Raw genomic sequence first — 20422 nt, 5'->3', positions numbered from 1 at the left:
CCTAGCCGACGACCGGATGAGGCGCCGGCTCCAAAGTGAGCTCATCCGCTGTCAGCAAGGCGTCGTCGATCTTCGCCGATGAGCGTGCCAGTTGCGCCGCGGCGGCTTCGAAACGGTCGCGCGCCAGGGCGAACATGAGGTGGCGGCTGAGATCTTGCAGCCGTCGCGCGCCATTCGCCTCGTCGGCCGAGGTTTCAATCAACAGCGCGCGAAGCTCCGGCGGCATCAAGGTGAACACCCGAACGGCGTTTTCGAGCACATTGGCCGGCGTGCGGTTTTCGCGCAGCGCGATGTCGCGGACCTGGAGATCGAGCGATTCCGGCAGCGAGGTCGAGCGGGATTTTGCCTTGGCCATCGCAGCCTCCTGAGAATACCGAGACTACATAAATTGCTTGTTTTAGGGAAATCAAGACGGCGCGACCCGCAGGAACGGATTGCGGACAGTTCCCGTAAGATGGCCCAGTGTGCTCGCTGCCTCGGCAGCGGACCTGCTGGTCCGTGCTCGGTTCGTGTTCGGCCACGCGCGCGAGATTTCCCGTCCCCCGCCGAAAATAATCCGCCCCGGCTGTAACCATTCGGGCCGCCGCGCCGAACTGGGTTACGACAGGTGCCTGATGACAACCGACGATGCCGAACTGAGGTCGCTGATGACCGCGGGCCTCACGGGCGACGCCGCGGCGTATCGCATCTTGCTCGACCGCCTCAGCGGCCATCTGCGCGCCTATTACAAGGCTAAGCTTTCGCGGATCGGCCGCAGCGCCGCGGAGGCCGAGGACCTGATGCAGGAAGCGCTGCTGGCGATCCACACCCGCCGCGCCACCTATGACCCGGCGGAGCCGCTGACGCCGTGGGTCTACGCCATCGCCCGCTACAAGCTGATCGACCATCTGCGCCGCACCCGCGCTTCGCGCGCCGACGTGCCGATCGACGACGCCGAGGACATCATGGCGCGCGACGACTATGTCGGCGCCGACAGCGCCCGCGACCTCGGCAAGCTGCTCGGGCAATTGCCGGACAAGATGCGTCGCGCGATCCAGTCGGTGAAGCTCGAAGGCCTCAGCGTCGCCGAGGCGGCGCGCCGCCGCGGCATGTCGGAGCCGGCGGTCAAGGTCAATGTGCACCGCGGATTGAAGGCGCTGGCCGCCTTGCTCGGCCGGGAGAAACAGCCATGAAGACCGACGACCTGATCGCGCTGCTGAGCACCAATGTCGAGCCGGTCGGCTATCGCAGCGGCGCGCGCGGCATCTGGCTCGCGGTGGCGGCCGGCGCCGCCGCAGCGGTCGCCGCGGTGGTGGTGGTGCTGGGGCCGCGCGCGCAGCTCGGCACGCTGGCGACGCTGGCGCCGGCGCTGTTGAAGATCGGCCTCGCGCTGCTGATCCTGGTTCCGGCGGCGCTCACGCTGATCCGGATCGCGCGGCCGGGCGGCGAGCGGCGCGGCGCGCTGCTGCTGTTGGCGGCGCCGTTCGTCGCGGTGATGACGTTGCTCGGGCTCGGCCTGGCGATGGCGCCGGGGGCACATTGGACCGCGGCGCTGCACAGCGCGCAAGGCCTGGAATGCCTGATCTCGATTCCGCTGATCGCGCTGGTGCCGTTCGCGGTGCTGGTGTGGACGGTGCGGCGGCTGGCGCCGACCGATCTGTCGCGCGCCGGCGCGCTGGTCGGGCTGATCGCCGGCTGCCTCAGCGCCACCGGCTACGCGCTGCATTGCATCGACGACACCGTGCCGTTCGTGGCGCTGTGGTACGGCGGCACGATCGCGCTGTGCACGCTCGGCGGCTGGCTGCTCGGGCCGCGACTGCTGCGCTGGTAGCGTTTTGCGATTTATCCAAACGAGCCTGTAACCGATCGGCGCAGCGCTGCGAACTGATCAATGAGAGCGACCACACGGCTCTTGCCAACCTTCGGAGACCTATCATGCTGATCAAATCGCTGCTCGCGGCCGCCGTCGTGGCGCCGCTGTTGACCGTGTCCGCGCTGGCGCAGAATGCGCCCGGCGAACATCGCCATCACTATCAGGGCGGCCCCGCCAGCACCTCGCACGCCACCATCCTGCCGAACGCCACCGCGGCGCCGGACGTCGCCGTCCTGCACAAGGCCTCGCATGTCTACAGCGGCGGGCCGAAGACCGTAGTGCCGCACGGCAACTAAGCGAGGCACCGCAATTCACTCACGTTGCCGACTGCAATAGCACTGAATTCGCAACCCACACGAGGCGGTCATTCCGGGGCGCCAGGGCGTGAGCCCGGGCGAACCCGGAATCTGCCGCGGGTGTGAGAGTGTGCTCCTCGTTGCGAGATTCCGGGTTCGCTCACAGCTTGCGCTGTTCGCGCCCCGGAATGACCGCCAAGTTGGTCGTGCAGCGCATCGACCCCATCGAAGTCGGTTCAAGCGACCATAGAGCGATTCCGGTTCTGATAGATCAGAACCGGAGCTCTAGATTGTTATTTTGACGCGTTGTCTTCACGCGAACCGGGATCCGCTTCACTCGAAAACGCTATAAGCGAACTATCTCAAGACACTGCCGCAATCACTTCAGCAGACGCAAAACGAGCACGGCCTCCGCCAGGGGAGCTGACGGAGGCCGCGTAGGACACCCGTTCGCGCCTAGGTTCGCGATCGGGTGTGGGAGCTCGGGAGACGCCGGCGGGGGGGGCCGGCAAGGCACGGCGCGCGGTGGGAGCCGCCTCGCCGCGGTATTACGTCGGGAGAACGCGTTGCCCTCCTGTGCGGGAGTATCGTGCGGGCATGATCTTCTCCGAAAAAAGAAATCGCTTCAGACTGCAAACCACGTCGAGATGAGGCTTAGAACGGCAGCAGCACGTCCATCACCTGCTGGCCGTAGCGCGGCTGCTGCACGTCGGTGAGCTGGCCGCGGCCGCCATAGGCGATGCGGGCCTGCGCGATCTTGGCCGAGTCGATGGTGTTGTCGCTCTGGATGTCCTCCGGCCGCACGATGCCGGCGACGATCAGTTCGCGGATTTCGAAATTGACCCGGATTTCCTGCTTGCCTTCGACCACCAGATTGCCGTTCGGCAGCAATTGCGTCACCACCGCGGCGACGCTGGTCTGCAACGCTTCCTGGCGCTGCACCGAGCCCTTGCCGTCGCTCGACGCGGTCGCATCCGCGGTCAGGATGCGGCCCGGCATCACCTGCGAGGCGGCGCCGCCGATCAGTTTGGCGCCGGCGAAATCGGTGATCCCGGAGTCTTCCTTGTTGGTGCGGCTGCGCTGGGTCTCGTTGGCGATGTTGGCCTTGTCGGTGAAATTCACCGTGACGGTGAGGATGTCGCCGACCTGATGCGCGCGCTGGTCGCGGAAGAACGCCCGCGAGCCGTTGCGCCACAGCGAATTGGCGTTGTAGGAGGCCGCTTCCGGCTTCGGCATCGGCATCTGCACCGGCTTGTAGCCGGGCTGCGCGGTGGGATTTTCGATCGCCGCGAGCTTCGGCTGCTCGCCGATCTGCGACAGCCGGTCGATCGATGAACAGCCGCCCGCGAGGCCGCCGGTGGCCACGAGAAGTCCGGCGAGGACGATGCGGTTGAACGTCGGTAACTGGGACATGACGATTACTCGGGTTATCGGGAAGCGGAAGCAGGGGCGGCGACCGAGCCGGTGACGGCGGCCGCGCCGTCGCCGCCCGGCGCCGCGGAGGCGACGACGCGCGGCGTTGCCACCGACACCGCGACCTGGCCGCGGCCGATCACGGTGCCGGCGACGGTGCGCTTGGATTGCAGGTTGACGACGTTGACGACGTCGCCCTCGGTGCCGCTGTCGACCGCCTTGCCGCGCACGGTGAGATACAGCCCGGTCGACTCGTAGATCAGCGTGACGCTCTGGTCGCGCGACACCAGATCGGGTTTGGCGAGGTCGGCGACCCGCAACGCCTGGCCGGCGCGCAATTGCCGGCGCGCCTGCATCCCGACCGCGACGTCGCGGCCGGCGACGTCGTTGCCGACCTCGGTCTTCGGCCGCCGCTCCACCACCACGTCGGAGGATTTCAGGATCTCGTTGCGTTCGACGCCGCGCGCCAGCACCGCGGCGTCCACGGTCTCGATGGCGGTGCCGGTGAAGCGCAGCTTGGTCGGCGCCGCGCTGCTCTCGCCGGCGATCTCGAAGGTGACGTCGAAGCGGCCGCTGCGCAGGTCGTGGCGCACCGCGACCGGCTCCATCGCGCCGCTGTTGGAAGGGTCGAGTTGCAGGGTCTGCGGATCGCGGTCGAACTTGACCTGGAAACTGTTGGCCTCGGCGTGGCCGTTGTTCTGCGCCAGCGCCCGCGCCACCTGGTTTTCGATCTCGTCGCTCGCCACCGTGCGGGCCAGCCGCGTCACCGAGACCTCGCGGATATCGCGGGTCTCGACGCCGATCACCTGATGCGCGCGTAGCGCCGCCAAGAGCTTGGCGGTGGGCAGCGACCCGGTGGTGCCGAGATCCGGGGCGCGATAGATCGCGATCTTGGCGGCGCTGCCGGCATTGTCGATGACGTCGCCGATCAGCACGAGGTCGCTGGTCACGGTGATGCTGGCGCGCAGCACCGGGGTGGCGATGACGTCGTCGCGGCTCTGCGCCGGGCTCTGACCCGGGCCTTCGGCGAGACCTTGCGCCGGACCTTGGGAGAGACCTTGGGCGAGACCTTGCGACAGGCTTGGGCCGGCGCCGGCGAGGGCGATGGCGAGGCCAATGAGTAGCGGGGCGCGCATCATTGAAGTCCTCACCGGAACATGTTGGAGGTGGATTGCAGCATCTGGTCGGCGGCGCTGACCACCTTGGCGTTCATCTCGTAGGCGCGTTGCGCCGCGATCAGGTCGGAGATTTCGGTGACCACTTCGACGTTGGCCTGCTCCAGGGTCTGCTGCTGGATGTCGCCATAGCCGTCGGCATTGGCGATACCGTCCTGCGGCGGCCCCGACGCCCCGGTTTCGATGAACAGGTTGTCGCCCTGCGGCTGCAGCCCGGTCTTGTTGATGAAACGGGTCAGGCTGATCTGGCCGATCACGGTCGGCGTGGTGGATCCCGCGACGGTGACCGAGACCTGGCCGTTGCTGGCGATGGTGATGCCGCTGGCGCCGGTCGGAATGGTGATGGTGGGCTGCAGCGGATTGCCGTTCGCGGTCACCACCCGGCCGGTGTTGTCGGTAGTGAACGAGCCGTCGCGCGTATAGGAGTAGGTGCCGTCCGGCATCTGGATCTTGAAGAAGCCTTCGCCGCGCACCGCCAGATCGAGGTCGTTGCCGGTCGGCGACAGCGTGCCCTGGGTCATCATGCGCGGCGTGCCGACGGTCTTGACGCCGCCGCCGATGTCGACGCCGACCGGCAGGATGGTGCCCTGATCGGAGGCCTGCGCGCCGACCCGGCGGACGTGGTCGTAGATCAGATCCTGAAACGCCGCGCGCTGCTTCTTGAAGCCGGTGGTGCGCATGTTGGCGATGTTGTTGGAAATCACCTGGACGTTGAGTTCCTGGGCCGCCATCCCGGTCGCTGCGGTGTAGAGAGCGCGCATGGGTCAGTCTCCAAAAAAGGCGGTTACGCCGGAACGTCGGCGAGCTTCTCAAGCGCGGTTTTGCGTAAGTCACCCTGCTGCTGCAGCATCGACGACAGCTGGGTGTAGGCGCGGGTGACATCGATCATCCGGCTCATCTCGGCCACCGCGTTGACGTTGGATTTCTCGATGTAGCCCTGGTGCACCCGGGCGGTCAGCGCCGGCTGCGCCGCGGCGCCGTCGCCGGCATAGAGGTTGGAGCCTTCTTTCAGCAGCCGCTGGGCTTCGGCGAAATTCACCAGCCGCAGCTTGCCGCGCAGCGAATCCACCGCCGAGGAGCCCTCCAGCACGGTGACGTTGCCGTCGTCGGCGATGGTGATGTCCTTGTCGGTGGGCTGAAACACGATCGGGCCGTTGGTGCCGAGCACCTGATAGCCCGACGCGGTGACCAATTGGCCCTGGGTGTTGATCTGCAGCCCGCCGTCGCGGGTGTAGCGCTCGCCGGCCGGCGTCTGCACCGCCAGGAAGGCGTCGCCGTCGATCGCGACGTCGAGCGGGTTCTTGGTCTGCTCCAGCGGGCCGGAGGAGAAATCGTGGAAGGTGGCGCGGTCCTGCACATAGCTGACGCGGCGGTCGCGGCCGATGAAGTTGTCTTCATGGGCGCCCGGCGACAGGTATTCCTGAAACAGCGATTTGTCGGACTTGAAGCCGGTGGTGTTGACGTTCGCGACGTTGTTGGCGACGACATCCATCTGTCGCTCCAAGGTCATCTGCCGCGAAAGTCCGATGAGAAGGGCATTCTCCATCGGTCGATCTCCCCTTTGCCTGAGCCGCGGACGCCCCTCTCCCAAAGGCCGCCCGTGGTTGCTGCGAAGCGCTAGAGCTCTCCCAAGCCGCGCTTCAGCCAACAGCAAAGCGAATCTCGTGCCACAGATAATTTGCGTGTAATTACAGTCAATTACGTAGTTTTACCGGGGCCGGAAAAGGCGGCAAAAAGGTATTATTGACCATAATTGCCGGCAAATTCTTCCTAGCTGGCAGGCGAAAGAAAGGTTCCATTAACCATTGCGACATAAGTTTTTAAGCGGGCGCTTGGGCGTCCGGGACATCGGTTTCGCGTCGCAACTGGCCTTCGCGGCGAATTCGGACGGCAGGCAATGGCAGACACCGAGGTCGAAGACGGCAAGGACGGCGAGGCCGCTCCGAAGAGCAAGCGCAAGCTGTTCATCATCGTCGGCGCCGTGGTCGGGCTGCTGCTGATCGGCGGCGGCACCTGGTTCATGTTCTTCCGCGGCCACGGCGAGGAGACCCACAAGGTCGAGGCCGAGAAGCCGGTGTTCATCGACGTGCCGGAAATGACCATCAACCTCGCCGGCATGCCGGGCGAGCGGATCCAGTATCTGCGGGTCAAGGTGGTGCTCGAGGTCAAGGACGAGAAGGTGGTCGAGCAGATCAAGCCGACCATGCCGCGGGTCACCGACATCTTCCAGACCTATCTGCGCGAACTGCGCTCCAGCGATATTTCCGGCTCCGCCGGGCTGTTTCGGCTCAAGGAAGAGATGCTGCGCCGGGTCAACCTCGCGGTGGCGCCCGGCGTCGTCAACGTGGTCCTGTTCAAGGAAATCGTGATCCAATGAGCGGGCGGACCTCCCATGGCGGGTAACGACCAGGTCGATCAGGACGCCATCGCTGCGCAATGGGAAGCGCAGATGGCCTCCGAGGATCCCGAAGAGGCCGCCAAGAACGCCGCCGCCAACGAACTCACCGGCGCGATGGCCGACCAGTGGGCGGCGATGGTCGAGGACGGCAGCCGCGACCTCGGCAGCAGCACCGGCACCGGTACCGGCACCGGCACCGGCAAGAGCGGCGGCGAACGGGTTCTAACGCAGGAGGAAATCGACAACCTGCTCGGCTTCTCGATCGGCGAGATCAATCTCGACGATCATTCCGGCATTCGCGCGATCATCGATTCGGCGATGGTCTCCTACGAACGCCTGCCGATGCTGGAAATCGTGTTCGACCGCCTGGTGCGGCTGATGACCACGAGCCTGCGCAATTTCACCTCGGATAACGTCGAGGTCTCGCTCGACCGCATCACCTCGGTGCGGTTTTCCGACTACATGAGTTCGATCCCGCTGCCCGCGGTGCTCTCGGTGTTCAAGGCCGAGGAGTGGGAGAATTTCGGTCTCGCCACGGTGGATTCGGCGCTGATCTATTCGATGATCGACGTGCTGCTCGGCGGCCGCCGCGGCCAGGCCTCGATGCGGGTCGAAGGCCGGCCCTACACCACGATCGAGACCAATCTGGTCAAACGCCTGGTCGAAGTGGTGCTGGCCGACGCCGAACAGGCGTTCCGGCCGCTGTCGCCGGTGACCTTCAAGATCGACCGGCTGGAAACCAATCCGCGCTTTGCCGCGATCACCAGGCCGGCCAACGCCGCGATCCTGGTGCGGCTGCATATCGACATGGAAGACCGTGGCGGCAACATCGAATTGCTGCTGCCCTACGCCACCATCGAACCGATCCGCGCCGTGCTCATGCAGATGTTCATGGGCGAGAAATTCGGCCGCGACCCGATCTGGGAAGGTCATCTGTCGACCGAAATTTCCCAGGCGGAGATTTCCGTCGACGCCGTGCTGTACGAGGCCGAGATCCCGCTGAAGCAATTGATGCGGCTCAAGGTCGGCGACACCCTGCCGCTCGAACTGCGCGCCGACGCCTTGGTCGCGGTGCGCTGCGGCAACGTCACCTTGACCGAAGGCCGGATGGGCCGGGTGGCGGATCGCGTCGCGATCCGCGTCACCAAGCAGTTGCGCAAGCCGAACACCACCTACGCGATGTTTGAGAAGGCCGACGAGCAGACCAAATTAATGGAGACACAATGAGTCATTCATTAGGAATTGCGATCGAAAGCCTGGTCGCCACGCTGCTGATGCTGACCATCGCCTACTGCATGCTGCTGAACAAGCGGCTGAAGTGCCTGAAGGCGGACGAGCACTCGCTGAAGGCGACGATCGGCGAACTGATCACCGCCACCGAAATCGCCGAGCGCGCGATCGGCGGGCTAAAGCTCACGGTGCGCGAGGTCAACGAGAATCTGCGCCACCAGATCGCCGCCGCCGGCGGCCTGTCGGAACAGCTCGACAAGCAGCTCAGCGAGGGCGACAACGTGTTGCGCCGGCTGTCGCGAATCGCCAGCGCGGCGCGCCAGCCCGCCGCCGAGCCGCAGCCGGAGCCGCCGCTTGCGCAATTGTCGCCGGCCAAGGCGGTCGCCGCCGCGGCGCAGGCGTTCGCCGATCGCAGAAGGGCCGATGGCATCGCCGCATGAAGCTGTTCCGGGACATCCGCGTCATCCCCGTGGTGCTGGTCGCGATCTTCGGCCTCGCGGTGTTGAAGATCGCGGGCCTGTTGCTCGACGGCGGCTATGTGTTCGACTACCAGCCCCACGCCAGCAAGCCGTCATGGGCGGAGGAAAACCTCAACTTCCCGACCGGGCGCAATTTCGATTCCGACATCACCGGGTCGACCGAGAAGAAGGACGAGAAGCCGGCGGTGGCCGCGCCGGAAATCTCCACCTCGACCGAGCCGCCGGTGATCAACGAGCCGCCGCCGCAGGTTTCGCCGTCGGAGCGCGCGCTGCTGGAGCGGCTGCAGGCGCGCCGCCAGGAGCTCGACGCCCGCGCCCGCGAGGTGGAAATCCGCGAGAGCCTGCTGAAGGCCGCGGAGAAGCGCATCGAATCCAAGGTCGAGGAATTGAAGGGCGTGGAGTCGCGGATCGCCGCCACCAGCGGACAGAAGACCGAAACCGAGGCCACCCGCTTCAAGAGCATCATCACGATGTATGAGGGCATGAAGCCGAAGGACGCCGCCAAGGTGTTCGACCGGCTGGAAATGCCGGTACTGTTCGACATCGCCTCGCAGATCGCGCCGCGCAAGATGGCCGACATTCTGGGGCTGATGGCGCCGGAGGCGGCCGAGCGGCTCACCGTCGAACTGGCGCGCCGCGCCGGCGGCGGCGACAAGGCCGCGATGGCGGTGGAATTGCCCAAGATCGAAGGCAAGCCGGCGCCGCAAAATCGCAATTAACGGGGATGTTTAACAAATCCTTCAACCGGCAAATCTAGATTCCGGGGCGCGCCGCCGCTGCATCAGCGGCGCGCGCGCCCGAGAAACGACGTCATGGCACGAACGGCTGCGAAGCTTGGTTGGTCGCGCGCCTGCGAAATCTCGCGGGCGGCAGGGCGTTGGCTTGGGCGCCTCGGGCTGGCTGGCTGCGCGCTGCTGATCGCGGCCGGCGCCCCGGCGCGCGCCCAGGCGCCGCTGGTCAAGGGCGAGGCGACGCTGTCGTCGGGCGGCGGCTATGCCCGGCTGGTGCTGAAGCTCAGCGAGGACGTCGAATCCGACGTGGTGATCGCCGGCAGCGTGCTGGTGATCCGCTTCAAGCGGCCGGTCTATGTGCCGATCGACAAGCTGGCCGACGCGGTGCCCGACTATATCGGCTCGGCGCGCCGCGATCCCGACGGCGGCGCGATCCGGCTGGCGCTGCAGCGCAAGGTCACGGTCAATTCGATGGCCGCCGGCGAACGGCTCTATGTTGACCTGCTGCCGGAGGACTGGAAGGGCGCGCCGCCCGGCCTGCCGCAGGACGTGCTGAAGGAATTGTCGGACCGCGCCCGCGCCGCGGAAAAGGCGCTGCGCCAGCAACGCGCGGCCTCCGCCAAGGTGCGGCCGCCGGTGCGGGTGCGCGCCGCGGTGCAGCCGACCTTCGTGCGCTACGTGTTCGAAATGCCGGACGGCGTCACCGTCAATTCGACGCTGAGCGACCAGAAACTGTCCTTGCTGTTCACCGCGCCGCTGACCTTCGATCTTGCCGACGCCAAGCTGGCGGCGCCGCCGAACATTTCCTCGATCAGCCAGACCACCGACGCCGACCGCTCGGCGGTCGAGATCACCATGATCGGCGATGTCGACGTGCATTCGTTCCGCGAGGAGAAGAACTACATCGTCGATATCGGCTTCCAGCAGCCGGAGCCGGCGCAATCGCTGCCGGCGGCGATCAGCCGGCTGCAGGGCGGCGCGCGGCCGTCGCCGGCCGGCGAGATCGCCTCGCCGACCTCGGAGTCGATCGCAAAGCAGATGAAGTCCGATCCGAAGCCGGCCGCCAAGGTCGAGCCCAAGGTTGAGGCGAAGGCCGAACCCAAGATCGAAGCCAAGGCCGAGGCGAAGGCCGAACCCAAGGCCGAGGCGAAGCCCGAAGCCAAGGTCGAACCGAAGATCGAGCTCAAGGCCGAAGCGAAGGCTGAGCCCAAGATCGAGGCGAAGCCCGAAGCCAAGGTCGAGGCGAAACCCGAAGCCAAGGCCGAGGCGAAAACCGAGCCGAAGCCAGAAGCCGCGAAGCCGCCGGAGCCCGCCGACAAGCCGGCCGCCGCGCCGCCGCCGGCCGCGGCGGTGGCGCTGTCGGAGCCCGGCATGGCGGTCGATATCCGGCGCAGCAATGCCGGGCTGCGGCTGCAGTTTCCGTTCGCCACACCGGTGGCCGCGGCGCTGTTTCGCCGCGCCGACACGCTGTGGCTGGTGTTCGATTCTCCCAAGCTGCTCGATCTGGAGCCGGTGCGCCGCCAGGGCGGCTCCAACATCGCCGAGATCAGCGGGCTGGCGTTGCCGAGCGGGCAGGCGGTGCGCATCAGGCTCAGCCGGCCGCAACTGGCGTCCTTGACCGGCGACGCGCAGGGCTGGGCGCTGACCTTCGCCGACGCCATGCAGTCGCCGACCCAGCCGTTGCAGGCGGTGCGCAACATTTCCGATCCGGCCGGCGCCAATGTCACCGTGCAGCTTGCCGCCCCCGGCCTCTTGCATCGGATCGTCGACCCCGACGCCGGCGATACGCTGATGGTGGTGACTGCGGCGGCGCCGGCGCGCGGCTTCATCAAGCGCCAGGACTTCGTCGAATTCGCGCTGCTGGAATCGCTGCACGGCGTGGTGCTGCAGCCGTTTTCCGACGACGTCACCGCGACGGTCGGCGCCGACAAGGTGGTGCTGAGCCGGCCCGGCGGGCTGACGCTGTCGTCGGCCTCGTTCGGCGGCGGCGATCGCGGCAGCGCGCGCAGCCGGCCGATCTTCGACGTCAACGAATGGCAGAAGAACCAGCAGGGCAGTTTCGCCGAGAAACAGGACGAGCTGATCAACGCCTCGGCCAAGGCCAGCGGCGAGGCGCGCATCATGGCGCGCTACGAGCTGGCGCGGTTCTACATGGCGCGCGGCATGTATGCCGAGGCCAAGGGCGTCATCGACCTGGTGCTCGGCGAATTGAAATCCGGCCAGGACGATCCGGTCGCGCTGATCATCCGCGCCGCCTGCAGCGTCATGATCGGCCATCCCGAGGACGCGCTGAAGGACCTCGCCAACCCGGCGATCGGCGCCAATTTCGATTCCCAATTGTGGCGGGCGCTGGCGGTGGCCAAGCAGGGCAAATGGCCGGAGGCCCGCGAAAAGCTGAAGAACGTCGAGTTCATCACCAACGGGCTGCCGCTCGACATGCAGCGCGTGGTGATCAGCGAGGCGATGCGGGCCTCGCTCGAGGTCAAGGACTATGCCGGCGCCACCAATCTCTCCAGCGAGCTCGACCATGTCGGGGTGCCGGCGCAGATCCAGCCGGCGGTGGCGGTGCTGCGCGGCCGGCTCGACCAGGCGCTGGGCCGCGACGGCGACGCGCTGTTGAAATATCGCGACGCGATGCTGTCGCCGGACCGCGCCGCGGCCACCGAAGCCACGCTGCTCGACCTGATGCTGCGGCAGAAGCGCGGCGAAATCTCGCCGGCCGATATGCTGCCCGAGCTGGAACGGCTGGCGCTGACCTGGCGCGGCGACGAGCTCGAGGTGCGCGCCCAGCAGATGATGGCGAAGATGTATGCCGATCTCGGCCGCTACCGGGAATCGCTGGCGGCGGCGCGGCTCGCCACCGAATTGCTGCCGAATTCGGAGGGCGCGCGGCAGGCCCAGGACGACGCTTCGGCGCTGTTCGCCCAGGTGTTTCTCTCCCCCAAGGGCGACGACATGCCGCCGATCGACGCCTTGGCGATGTTCTACGACTACCGCGGGCTGACCCCGATCGGCCGCCGCGGCGACGAGATGATCCGCCGGCTGGCGGACCGGCTGGTCGCGGTCGATCTGCTCGATCAGGCCAGCGAGCTGTTGCAGTACCAGGTCGATCGCCGCATGGAGGGTGCCGCGCGCGCCCAGGTCGCGGCGCGGCTCGCCATGGTCTATCTGATGAACCGCAAGCCGGATCGCGCCATCACCGCGCTGCGCTCGACCAGGATCGCCGATCTGTCCGGCGAATTGCGTTCGCAGCGGCTGCTGCTGGAAGCCCGCGCGCAGAGCGACATCGGCCGCCACGATCTGGCGCTAGATATCATCGCCAATATTTCCGGGCGCGAGGCGATCCGGCTGCGCGCCGACATCTACTGGGCGTCGAGGCGCTGGCGCGAGGCCTCCGAACAGATCGAGCTCTATCTCGGCGACCGCTGGCGCGACTTCAAGCCGCTCGACAGCGCCGAGAAGAGCGACGTGATCCGCGCCGTGGTCGGCTACGCGCTGGCCGAGGACGCGCTCGGGCTCGGCCGGTTTCGCGAGAAATTCGCGCCGCTGATGACCGGCGGCGCCGACAAGGTGGCGTTCGACGTTGCCTCGACGCCGTCCAACGGCAGCAACGCCGAATTCAGCGCGATCGCCAAGATGGCGGCCAGCGTCGACACGCTGGACGGCTTCCTGCGCGAGATGAAGGCGCGCTTCCCGGACGCCAGCGCCAAAGCGATCCTGCCGCAACAACCGCCGTCCGATGCCGACACCACCGGCTCGTTGCCGGAGATCGCGGTGCGGCAGATCCCGCTGACCAGGTAGCGCCGAGCGCGGCTCGGGCGAGGCCAAGCTTTCGCATATCAGCAGCGTCTCATGCATGTGAGAATTTGAGATCGCCTATTCTCGACACGATGATTTTCAGAAGCGGCGAAGTGTTGACCTCGCTGTAGCCGAGCGAGAGGTCGATGGTCGGAGCTACTCCGGCAAGCGGCCGGTAGATCACCGTGGACGGGAGCAGGTTGCGCGCGTAGAGCGGCATCAGCGCAATGCCGCCGGTCGAGGCCACCAGCGATATCGCCATCGAGAGATTATCCACCTCGTGATCGGGTGCCAGATCGATGCCGAGCCGTTTGCCGAAGGCATCGGTGATCGACCGCAGCGCTGGGGATTTGTCGTGGGGCACTCCGACCAGTTGCTCCACGGTGATGTCATCGGCGGTGATTGCGCGTCGCTTCGCCAGGCGATGCTCAGCGGGCATCAGCACGATCAACGGCTCGTCGATCAGCCGCGTGAACACCAGGCCGGACGCTTTCCTTTCGTGGCGCATGAACGCCAGATCGATCTTTCCCCGCATCAATCCGTCGGCCAGGTCGGGTGACGACAGGCTGAGGATGACGACCTCGGTAGCGGGAAGTTCATCGCGCATGATGCGCATCACCGCAGGCAGCCAGTCGAACTCGTAGCCGGTTAGAAAACCGATCACGAACGACGCCTTGGCGGGCGTCGCCGCACGCCGCGTCGCTTCGATCGCCGCTTCCACCTGCAACAGCACGCCGCGCGCATGGTCGAGAAACACCCGGCCCGCGGCCGTCAGCGCGATGCCCTTCGCGCCGCGGATCATCAATTCGCAACCCAGTTCGGCCTCGAGGTCGCGCATCTGGCGGCTGAGCGAGGGCTGCGCCGTGTGCAGTCGCTTTTCGGCAGCGACCGTCAGGCTGCCTGCTTCGGCGACCGCCACGAAATAGCGCAAGTGCCGAAGATCCATGAGTCATGCCTTTGAGGTATGGAATCCCAGAAACAAAGTCTTTTTCCGGGCCCACGGCAAGCGCTATTCGTGCTGCAACGCGCTCTGATTGGCACATCCGAATGAAAGCGCAGTCCACACCGCCGCCGCGGATAGACCGCATAGGCATGACAACCCGCATCCCGAAAGGAAAATCCTATGGATCGTCCCGTCGTTCTGATCACCGGCGCATTGACCGGAATCGCGCGCGCCACCGCCCTTGCTTTCGCGGAGAAGCGCGCAAGACTCGTCGTGTCCGGCCGCCATGACGAGGCGGGCAGCGCGCTGGTGGCCGAATTACGTGCAGCCGGCGCCGAGGCCGAGTTCGTCCGCGCCGATGTCCGCCATGAGCAGGATGTTCGCGCCCTGGTCGACAAGGCCGTGGAGCGCTTCGGTCGCCTCGACATCGCGGTCAACGCCGCCGGCACCGAAGGCAAGCCCGGTCCGGCCACCGAGCAGACGCCCGAAAGCTATGCAGCGACCTTTGATACCAACGTCCTCGGCACCGTGCTCAGCATGAAACACGAGTTGCGGGTGATGAAGGCGCAAGGCAGCGGCAGCATCGTCAACATCTCGTCGACCTTCGGACACGGCGGCGGCGCCAACGCATCGATCTACGCCGCGAGCAAGCACGCCGTCGAAGGGCTGACCAAATCGGTCGCGCTCGAGGTCGGAAGCTCCGGAATCCGCGTCAACGCCGTGGCGCCGGGACCTATCCAGACCGCCATGCTCGACCGCTTTACCGGGAGCGACGCGGCGAAGGCCTCCTTGGCCACGATGAATGCCCAGAAGCGCATCGGCCAGCCCGACGAGGTTGCGCGCGCGATCCTTTACGTGAGTTCGCCGGACGCCAGCTTCGTCACCGGCCACATCCTGACGGTGGACGGCGGCAAGTCGGCAGCTTGACACGGTGGGCCGGTGAGCAACCGGCCGCCTTTTTGCCCGCTCTCGAATTGCAGCAAGGAATCCTCCAATGTCGACCGATCGTCTCAAGCTCTACGAATCCGGCAACTCGCCGAACTCGCGGCGGGTTCGCATCTTTCTCGCCGAGAAGGGTATATGTGTCTCGCGGATTCCGGTCGATCTCGGCGCCAAGGAACAGTTCAGCGACGCCTATGTGGCGATCAATCCGCGCCGCGTGGTCCCGACGCTGGTGCTGAAAGACGGAACCGCGATCGCCGAGGTGCCCGCGATCCTGCGCTATCTGGAAGAGGCTTATCCCGACACGCCGCTGCTCGGCACCTCGCCGACCGACAAGGCACTGGTGACGATGTGGGAGCGACGGATCGAGCTTGAGGGATTCGCGGCGGTGATGGAAACCGTGCGCAACGCGGCTGTGGGATTAAAGGGACGCGCGATCGCCGGGGCACATGATTACGAGCAAATTCCGGCGCTCGTCGTGCGCGGCCGGCAACGCATTGCTGACTTTTATTCCGACCTCGAAGCTCGCCTGACCGATCTGCCGTTCGTTGCGGGCGATCGTTTCACCGTTGCCGACATCACGGCGGTCGTCACCATCGACTTCGCGGCCAAGGCCCTGAGCCTGCCGATCCCTGACGGCAATCGCGCCTCCCTGCGCTGGTACGCGTTCGTTTCGGCCCGGCCGAGCATGGCGGCCTAACCCGACCGGGTGGCGAAGTGTGGCCGCGATGTCTGTCGTGGTGACAAATGCCGGCAACCGCGCTCCGCGGCCCGGCTACCCGCCGTAGCTCTGCACCAAACTGCCCGCGACCAGCGACCAGCCGTCGACCAGCACGAAGAAGATCAGCTTGAACGGCAGCGACACCACCACCGGCGGCAGCATCATCATGCCCATCGACATCAAGACCGAGGCCACCACCAGGTCGATGATCAGAAACGGCAGGAACAACAGAAAGCCGATCTCGAAGGCGCGCTTCAATTCCGAGATCATGAAGGCCGGCACCAGGATGCGCAGCGACAGATCGTCCGGGGTCGCCGGGATCGGTTCATTGGACAGGTCCATGAACAGCTTCAGATCCTTCTCGCGGACGTTCTTCTGCATGAAGCCGCGCAGCGGCACCACCGCGCGCTGCAGCGCGTCCTCGACGGTGATCTGGTTGGCGATCAAGGGCTTGATGCCGTCGTCATAGGACTTTTGCAGCACCGGCCCCATCACGAAGGCGGTGAGAAACAATGCCAAGGCCAGGATCACCGAATTCGGCGGCGCGGTCGCGGTGCCGAGCGCGGTGCGCAGCAGCGACAGCACCACCACGATCCGCGTGAACGACGTCATCATGATCAGGATCGACGGCGCGATCGACAGCACCGTCAACAGCGCGATCAGCTGGATCGCGCGTTCGGTGACGCCGCCGCCGCCCGGGCCGCCGCCGAGATTGATGCTGATATCCTGCGCCAGCGCCGGATCGGCGAGCGATCCGGCGGCGGTCAGGACGAGGAGGAATGCAACAACTCTACGCGGGGTGTTCGGCGATCTCACGAAGGGTTCTTCGGACGACCGAGCAGCGAGGCCATCTCGTCTTCCAGATTCTCGAAGCCGGTCTTCATCGACGGCGGTCCCGCCGGGGTGATCGGCGGCTGCTCAGGATGGCCGCCGGTGCTGCCGCCGGGGTTGGCATTGTCGCTGGCGCTGCGCGGCTGCGGCCGGCTCGGCGGCGGCTCCGGCGCCACCGGCGGCGAGGCCTCGCGGTGCTCGCCGATCGGCCGGCGCAGCGCGGCTTCCAGCCGCTGCGCCATGTCGGCGAGGTTCTGGTCAGCCGCCGACAGCGTCGGCGCCGGCGGCAGGCTGGGAGCGGGAGCGGGCGGCGCCGGCTGAGCGGCGCGCTCCGGCGCCCGCGGCAGCTTCATCGCGGGTTCGCGCATCGGCCGCGGCATCGCCGGCTCGGCGCGCGGCGGACGCGGCGGCGCCGGCTCCAGCCGCGGTTCGGGGCGGATCTGCGGCTCCGGGCGGATCTGCGGCTCCGGCCGCAGCACCGGCTCCGGACGGAGCTGCGGTTCGGGGCGCGGCTCCGGACGCAGCGGCGGTTCGGGGCGGTTCGGCGGCTCCGGCAGTAGTCCGGCCAGCGCATCGCCGCCGCTGCGCCGCTCCGGCAGCGGCGGCCGCCGCGGCTCTTCGGCGTAGGACGGGCGCTGCGGGCGCTGCGGCAGCTCCGGCGCCTGCGGCTCGGCATTGTCCGCGGCTTCGGGCTCCCAATTGCCGGATTCCAGCGGCGAAATCCGCGGCGGCGGCTCGCTGCCGACCACCGGACGCTGCGGCAACTGCTCGCGGGTCAGATTGCCGCGCACGATATTGGGCTCGACGACGAGGTCGGTGGGGCCGCCGATCATCAACAGATGCTCGACATTGTCACGGCGCACCAGCACCAGCCGGCGCCGCCCGTCGACCGCCGCCGCATCGATCACCGCCAGCCGCGGCATCCGGCCCCGGTTGGTGCTGGCGCCGAGCCGGCTGCCGGCGAATCGGCGCACCAACCAGGCGGCGATGCCGATCAGGGCCAGGACGGCCACGAATGCGAAAAAGAAAACAACTGGCGACTGCATGCTTTATCCCCGGCAACTCAAGTTCTTGTCCGCGGCGCAGCGGCGGACGCGCTGATCCCACCGCTGTGACGAACTACGAACCAATCCTGGTCTTGCCCATATTCTTAAACCTGGCCGGCAAGAGTTGCCGCGCAAGCCCCTTACATAGCCCAGGAATCGATCGGGCGAAAACGACTTCTGACGTCAAATCGCCATCAGATCGATCGGTTAGCGCACCATCTGGGGCGAAAATGCGCCGCTGCGATGACACCGCCGCATTCTACACAGCTAACGCGCCGGACGCCGCAGATATCGGCGTAATCCAAAAATTAACTGCCCGTTAACCATAGGGGCGGCAAAATCTGCCCACCTGAACGGACTGCCGAGGCGGAACCGAGAGGCGGAGCCGAGCGATGCCCATCAACGACCTTCCCGTGCTGTCGGCGCTGCGCACCAAGATGCAATGGCATCAGGAGCGGCAGAAGGTGCTGGCCGACAACATCGCCAATTCCGATACGCCGGGCTTCAAGCCGCGGGAACTGATCGAGCCGAAATTCGCGGCCACCGGGCTGCCGGTCGCCGGCGGGCCGATGGGCTCATTGCCGATGCTGCGCACCAGCGCCAGCCATATCAGCGCTGCCGGTGGGGTGGAAAGCTTCGCGCAGGACCGCAACGGCGGCTTCCAGACCCGGCCGGCCGGCAACGCCGTCAACCTGGAGGATGAAATGCTGAAAACCTCGTCCAACCAGATGGATTACGCCGCCGCCACCTCGCTCTACAGCCGCAGCCTGAGCATGCTGAAAACCGCGATCGGCAAGCGCTGACCGCGCGGCGCATTAGGAACACCCCGCCATGGCCGACGATTCGATGGATTTCTCCCGCTCGATGGGCATCGCGACCTCGGGGTTGCGGGCCCAGGCCGGGCGGATGCGGGTGATCTCGGAAAACATCGCCAACGCCGAATCCACCGCGCAGACCCCGGGCGGCGACCCCTACCGCCGCAAGGTCCCGACCTTCACCTCGGCGCTGGATCGCGCGCTCGACGCCAAGGTGGTGTCGCTCGGCCGGGTCAAGCCGGACAATTCCAGCTTCCGGATCAAATACGAGCCCGGCAATCCGGCCGCCGACGCCGCCGGCAACGTCAAATATCCCAACGTCAATCCGCTGGTCGAAATGACCGACATGCGCGACGCGCAGCGGTCCTACGAGGCCAACCTCAACATCATCAGCGCCACGCGGCGGATGATTCAACGCACCCTCGACATCCTCAAGGCGTGATCAGGAGCTGACCCATGGCAACCCCCACCGTCGCCGCCAATGCCTATGCGAGCCTCGCCCGGATCATGGATTCGGTCGGCGGCGCCGGCGCCAAGCCGACCGATCTCGGCGGCGGCCAGTCGTTCGGCGACGTGCTGAAGAGCGCGGTCGGCAGCGTGCTGGATTCCGGCCGCAAGTCCGACGCTCAGACCGTGGCGATGGCGTCCGGCAAGTCCAACGTGATGGACGTGGTGACCGCGGTCGCTGAGACCGACGTCGCGGTGTCGACGCTGGTGTCGGTGCGCGACAAGGTGATCCAGTCCTACGAAGACATCATGAAGATGGCGATCTGATTTTTTGCGACCCTCCTTCTGACACGGATCGAAGATGCCGCTGCAGCGCCGAGCACGGACGTCACCTCTCCCCGCAAGCGGGGAGAGAGGTCGACCCGGCGGAGCACCCGGATCGGCGCTTCGCTTGTCACGCCACCCTCTCCCCGCAAGCGGGGCGAGGGAAAGATGCCGCAACGCTTCCAGCAAACTTCGACGCCACCAAAGGATCTGACATGACCGGCATGGAAACCCTCGACGTCGCCCGCGATGCGATCTGGACCATCGTCATCGTGTCGTCGCCGCTGATGGTGGTCGGCCTGGTGGTCGGCGTGGTGGTGTCGTTGGTGCAGGCGCTGACCCAGATCCAGGAACAGACCCTGGTGTTCGTGCCGAAGATCATCGCCATCTTCGTCACATTGATTCTCGCGCTGCCGTTCATGGCCGACGCGCTGCACAGCCACATGATGCGGATTTCGTCGCGAATCATGGGAGGCTAGGGCATGATCGTGTCGGGCAGCGCCGGATCCGCGGGGCCGGCCCGACACCGTCCCACCTGCTTGCGACGCGACAGCCTCGCGCAAGGCGGCCATGCGCATCGACATCTCATTCCTGCCGGCGCTCGCCGCCGCCTTCATGCTGGTGTTCGCCCGCATCGCCGCGATGGTGATGCTGATGCCGGGGTTCGGCGAAACCAACATCCCGGTGCGCATCAAGCTCGCCATCGCGCTGTTGCTGACGCTGGTGATCCTGCCGCTGCACCGCACCGACTATCACGTCGACATGAGCTCGCTGACGCCGCTGATCGTGCTGATGATGCACGAGATCATCATCGGCCTGGTGCTGGGGACCACGGCGCGGGTGACGCTGTCGGCGCTGCAGGTCGCGGGCTCGGTGATCGCGCAACAACTTGGCCTCGGCTTCGTCACCTCGGTCGATCCGACCCAGGGCCAGCAGGGCGCGGTGATCGGCAATTTCCTCACGCTGCTCGGGCTGACGCTG

Annotated in this window: 23 protein-coding genes; 15 read left to right on the top strand and 8 right to left on the bottom strand. The window is 66.5% G+C overall.

Going from position 1 to position 20422, the window contains the following annotated elements; all coding sequences use genetic code 11:
• Position 1 precedes the first annotated feature (1 nt).
• On the bottom strand, positions 2 to 355 hold the full coding sequence (locus VGC77_RS09165; RefSeq protein WP_331171259.1) for a hypothetical protein: 354 nt from the start codon (positions 353 to 355) through the stop codon (positions 2 to 4).
• Positions 356 to 614: 259 nt separating this feature from the next.
• Here VGC77_RS09165 and VGC77_RS09160 point away from each other — a divergent pair, with 259 nt between their 5' ends.
• The 3 genes from VGC77_RS09160 (at position 615) to VGC77_RS09150 (ending at position 2148) form a co-directional block, all read left to right on the top strand.
• Entirely contained in the window at positions 615 to 1172 is a 558-nt protein-coding gene (locus VGC77_RS09160) for a sigma-70 family RNA polymerase sigma factor (protein ID WP_331171258.1), read from the top strand.
• A complete protein-coding gene (locus tag VGC77_RS09155; RefSeq protein WP_331171257.1) occupies positions 1169 to 1810 on the top strand; it encodes a DUF1109 domain-containing protein in 642 nt (213 codons plus the stop codon). The genes VGC77_RS09160 and VGC77_RS09155 overlap by 4 nt, the downstream gene beginning before the upstream one ends.
• Positions 1811 to 1914: 104 nt before the next feature.
• Positions 1915 to 2148 carry a hypothetical protein gene (locus VGC77_RS09150; RefSeq protein ID WP_331171256.1) on the top strand — a complete coding sequence of 78 codons (234 nt, stop codon included), beginning with the start codon at positions 1915 to 1917 and terminating at the stop codon, positions 2146 to 2148.
• A 654-nt stretch (positions 2149 to 2802) separates the two neighbouring features.
• Here VGC77_RS09150 and flgH read toward each other — a convergent pair.
• From flgH to flgF, 4 genes are read right to left on the bottom strand one after another with little or no spacing between them, the layout of a single operon-like run.
• Positions 2803 to 3561 carry a flagellar basal body L-ring protein FlgH gene (flgH, locus tag VGC77_RS09145; protein WP_331171255.1) on the bottom strand — a complete coding sequence of 253 codons (759 nt, stop codon included), beginning with the start codon at positions 3559 to 3561 and terminating at the stop codon, positions 2803 to 2805.
• 14 nt (positions 3562 to 3575) lie between these two features.
• A complete protein-coding gene (flgA, locus tag VGC77_RS09140; protein ID WP_331171254.1) occupies positions 3576 to 4700 on the bottom strand; it encodes a flagellar basal body P-ring formation chaperone FlgA in 1125 nt (374 codons plus the stop codon).
• Between the two features lie 8 nt (positions 4701 to 4708).
• A complete protein-coding gene (gene flgG / locus VGC77_RS09135; protein ID WP_331171253.1) occupies positions 4709 to 5497 on the bottom strand; it encodes a flagellar basal-body rod protein FlgG in 789 nt (262 codons plus the stop codon).
• 23 nt (positions 5498 to 5520) lie between these two features.
• Positions 5521 to 6282: a flagellar basal-body rod protein FlgF gene (gene flgF, locus VGC77_RS09130; RefSeq protein ID WP_331171252.1), complete on the bottom strand. Its 762-nt coding sequence runs from the start codon at positions 6280 to 6282 to the stop codon at positions 5521 to 5523.
• Positions 6283 to 6633: 351 nt separating this feature from the next.
• Here flgF and fliL point away from each other — a divergent pair, with 351 nt between their 5' ends.
• The 5 genes from fliL to VGC77_RS09105 all read left to right on the top strand — a co-directional run bounded on the left by fliL (position 6634) and on the right by VGC77_RS09105 (position 13375).
• Positions 6634 to 7113, top strand: a complete 480-nt coding sequence (fliL, locus tag VGC77_RS09125; RefSeq protein ID WP_331171251.1) for a flagellar basal body-associated protein FliL — start codon at positions 6634 to 6636, stop codon at positions 7111 to 7113.
• 15 nt (positions 7114 to 7128) lie between these two features.
• Positions 7129 to 8361: a flagellar motor switch protein FliM gene (gene fliM / locus VGC77_RS09120; RefSeq protein WP_331171250.1), complete on the top strand. Its 1233-nt coding sequence runs from the start codon at positions 7129 to 7131 to the stop codon at positions 8359 to 8361.
• Complete coding sequence (locus VGC77_RS09115) at positions 8358 to 8804, top strand: DUF6468 domain-containing protein (RefSeq protein WP_331171249.1); 447 nt, start codon at positions 8358 to 8360, stop codon at positions 8802 to 8804. The genes fliM and VGC77_RS09115 overlap by 4 nt, the downstream gene beginning before the upstream one ends.
• Positions 8801 to 9562: a flagellar protein FlbB gene (locus VGC77_RS09110; RefSeq protein ID WP_331171248.1), complete on the top strand. Its 762-nt coding sequence runs from the start codon at positions 8801 to 8803 to the stop codon at positions 9560 to 9562. Before VGC77_RS09115 ends, VGC77_RS09110 begins: the two co-directional genes overlap by 4 nt.
• A 93-nt stretch (positions 9563 to 9655) precedes the next feature.
• Positions 9656 to 13375 (top strand): tetratricopeptide repeat protein, encoded by a 3720-nt coding sequence (locus tag VGC77_RS09105; protein WP_331171247.1) that lies wholly within the window; start codon positions 9656 to 9658, stop codon positions 13373 to 13375.
• A 49-nt stretch (positions 13376 to 13424) separates the two neighbouring features.
• On the opposite strand, the gene VGC77_RS09100 is transcribed toward VGC77_RS09105, so the two are convergent.
• Positions 13425 to 14318 (bottom strand): LysR family transcriptional regulator, encoded by an 894-nt coding sequence (locus tag VGC77_RS09100; protein ID WP_331171246.1) that lies wholly within the window; start codon positions 14316 to 14318, stop codon positions 13425 to 13427.
• Positions 14319 to 14495: 177 nt separating this feature from the next.
• Between VGC77_RS09100 and VGC77_RS09095 the strand changes: the two genes are divergently transcribed.
• Positions 14496 to 15242, top strand: a complete 747-nt coding sequence (locus VGC77_RS09095; RefSeq protein ID WP_331171245.1) for an SDR family NAD(P)-dependent oxidoreductase — start codon at positions 14496 to 14498, stop codon at positions 15240 to 15242.
• Positions 15243 to 15309: 67 nt separating this feature from the next.
• A complete protein-coding gene (locus VGC77_RS09090; protein WP_331171244.1) occupies positions 15310 to 15957 on the top strand; it encodes a glutathione S-transferase in 648 nt (215 codons plus the stop codon).
• 75 nt (positions 15958 to 16032) lie between these two features.
• Here the strand turns inward: VGC77_RS09090 and fliP are convergent, their stop codons facing one another.
• Together fliP and VGC77_RS09080 are read right to left on the bottom strand one after the other, a co-directional pair.
• The gene (gene fliP, locus VGC77_RS09085) at positions 16033 to 16794 is read right to left on the bottom strand and encodes a flagellar type III secretion system pore protein FliP (protein ID WP_331171243.1); all 762 of its coding nucleotides are present in this window, start codon (positions 16792 to 16794) and stop codon (positions 16033 to 16035) included.
• Positions 16791 to 17855 (bottom strand): flagellar biosynthetic protein FliO, encoded by a 1065-nt coding sequence (locus VGC77_RS09080; protein WP_331171242.1) that lies wholly within the window; start codon positions 17853 to 17855, stop codon positions 16791 to 16793. The genes fliP and VGC77_RS09080 overlap by 4 nt, the downstream gene beginning before the upstream one ends.
• A gap of 392 nt (positions 17856 to 18247) precedes the next feature.
• Between VGC77_RS09080 and flgB the strand changes: the two genes are divergently transcribed.
• The 5 genes from flgB to VGC77_RS09055 form a co-directional block, all read left to right on the top strand.
• Positions 18248 to 18658 carry a flagellar basal body rod protein FlgB gene (gene flgB / locus VGC77_RS09075; RefSeq protein ID WP_331171241.1) on the top strand — a complete coding sequence of 137 codons (411 nt, stop codon included), beginning with the start codon at positions 18248 to 18250 and terminating at the stop codon, positions 18656 to 18658.
• A gap of 28 nt (positions 18659 to 18686) precedes the next feature.
• Positions 18687 to 19112 (top strand): flagellar basal body rod protein FlgC, encoded by a 426-nt coding sequence (gene flgC, locus VGC77_RS09070; protein ID WP_331171240.1) that lies wholly within the window; start codon positions 18687 to 18689, stop codon positions 19110 to 19112.
• A gap of 14 nt (positions 19113 to 19126) precedes the next feature.
• On the top strand, positions 19127 to 19444 hold the full coding sequence (gene fliE / locus VGC77_RS09065; RefSeq protein WP_331171239.1) for a flagellar hook-basal body complex protein FliE: 318 nt from the start codon (positions 19127 to 19129) through the stop codon (positions 19442 to 19444).
• 212 nt (positions 19445 to 19656) lie between these two features.
• Positions 19657 to 19920: a flagellar biosynthesis protein FliQ gene (gene fliQ, locus VGC77_RS09060; RefSeq protein ID WP_184257423.1), complete on the top strand. Its 264-nt coding sequence runs from the start codon at positions 19657 to 19659 to the stop codon at positions 19918 to 19920.
• A 91-nt stretch (positions 19921 to 20011) separates the two neighbouring features.
• The coding region (locus VGC77_RS09055; RefSeq protein ID WP_331171238.1) for a flagellar biosynthetic protein FliR at positions 20012 to 20422 on the top strand (411 nt) is incomplete at its 3' end.

It is taken from the genome of Rhodopseudomonas sp. (assembly GCF_036404135.1).
GTDB lineage: Bacteria > Pseudomonadota > Alphaproteobacteria > Rhizobiales > Xanthobacteraceae > Rhodopseudomonas_A.
The sequence above is the reverse complement of the archived record's forward strand: the minus strand, read 5'-3'. Positions and strand labels throughout refer to the sequence as shown.